Below are 1,301 nucleotides of genomic sequence, written 5' to 3' on the forward strand. Positions count from 1 at the left end.
TGAGCTGCACTGATCTTCGTGGAGTCCTTGAAGCCTGGGTTACGATCCAGGCGTAAGGAGAACCACCTGCAGTGCCAGCACCACGTAAGTACCCCGATGAACTCCGCGAGCGCGCCGTCCGCGAGGTCCGCTCGACCGGCCGCCCGGTGGCGCATGTCGCCCGCGACCTCGGCATCCACAAGGAGGCCCTGCGGTCGTGGGTCCGCCAGGCCGAGGCCGACGCCGGCGAGCGCGACGACCGCCTGACCAGCTCCGAGCTGGAGGAGCTGAAGCAACTCAGGAAAGAGAATGCCGAGTTGAGGCGGGCCAACGAGATTCTCAAGGCCGCCAGCGTGTTTTTTGCCCAGGAGATCGACCGTCCCCGGACGAGGCCGAGCAGGTGATCGACAACCTGCGAGACGGCTTCGGGGTCGATCCCGTGTGCCGGGTGCTGGACCTGTCTCCCTCGACGTACTTCGCGCGGAAGACGCGGCCGAAGTCCGCCCGCCGGTTGCGCGACGAAGAGCTGATTCCGCTGGTCACAGCCGTGTGGGAGGACTCCGGCCGCACCTACGGCGCCCGCCGGGTCACCCGCGCGCTGGTCCGCGCCGGCCACGCGGTGGCCCGCTGCACGGTCGAGCGGCTGATGCGGGAGCTCGGGATCGAGGGCGTCATCCGCGGGCAGCGGCGTCGCACCACGGTCCCTGAGCCGACCGCGCCGCGTCCGCCGGACCTGGTCAACCGGCGGTTCACCGCCGAGCGGCCGAACCAGCTGTGGCTGGCGGACCTGACCTACATCCGCACGTGGTCGGGCTGGGTCTACGTGGCGTTCGTCCTGGACGCGTACTCCCGCCGGATCGTGGGCTGGCAGGCCGCCACCCACATGCGCACGGACCTGCCGCTGGACGCGCTGGAGATGGCGCTGTGGCGGCAGAAGATCAAGAAGGACGCCGACCTCATTCACCACAGCGACCGCGGGTCGCAATACGTGTCTATTCGCTACACAGAGCGATTGTCCGAGGTCGGCGCCTCGGCGTCCGTGGGCTCCGTCGCCGATTCGTACGACAATGCGATGGCCGAGGCCCTGAATGGCACGTTCAAGGCTGAACTGATCGAGCATCAGGGACCGTGGCGGGACTACGACGAAGTCGAGCGGGCCGTCTTCCAGTGGGTCACGTGGTACAACGGTGAACGACTCCACTCCGCCCTCGGCTACATCCCGCCCGACGAATACGAGCAGGCGTATTGGGCGAGCCTGGAGGAAGTCCCGCGGGCCGCTTGATCACACGATCGCGGACTCCACGAAACTCGGGGCAGCTCAC

The 1,301-nt window shown here is 67.9% G+C and carries 1 protein-coding gene and 1 pseudogene; both read left to right on the forward strand.

Going from position 1 to position 1,301, the window contains the following annotated elements; translation table 11 throughout:
- Positions 1–71: 71 nt before the first annotated feature.
- Positions 72–251, forward strand: a pseudogene (locus OP86_RS38560) (transposase); the annotation flags it as partial.
- Positions 197–1,261, forward strand: a complete 1,065-nt coding sequence (locus OP86_RS32455) for an IS3 family transposase (RefSeq protein ID WP_245231850.1) — start codon at positions 197–199, stop codon at positions 1,259–1,261. The pseudogene OP86_RS38560 and the gene OP86_RS32455, both read left to right, overlap by 55 nt.
- Positions 1,262–1,301 lie beyond the last annotated feature (40 nt).

Source organism: Streptomyces novaecaesareae, from assembly GCF_000716875.1.
In the GTDB taxonomy this organism is placed as follows: domain Bacteria; phylum Actinomycetota; class Actinomycetes; order Streptomycetales; family Streptomycetaceae; genus Kitasatospora; species Kitasatospora novaecaesareae.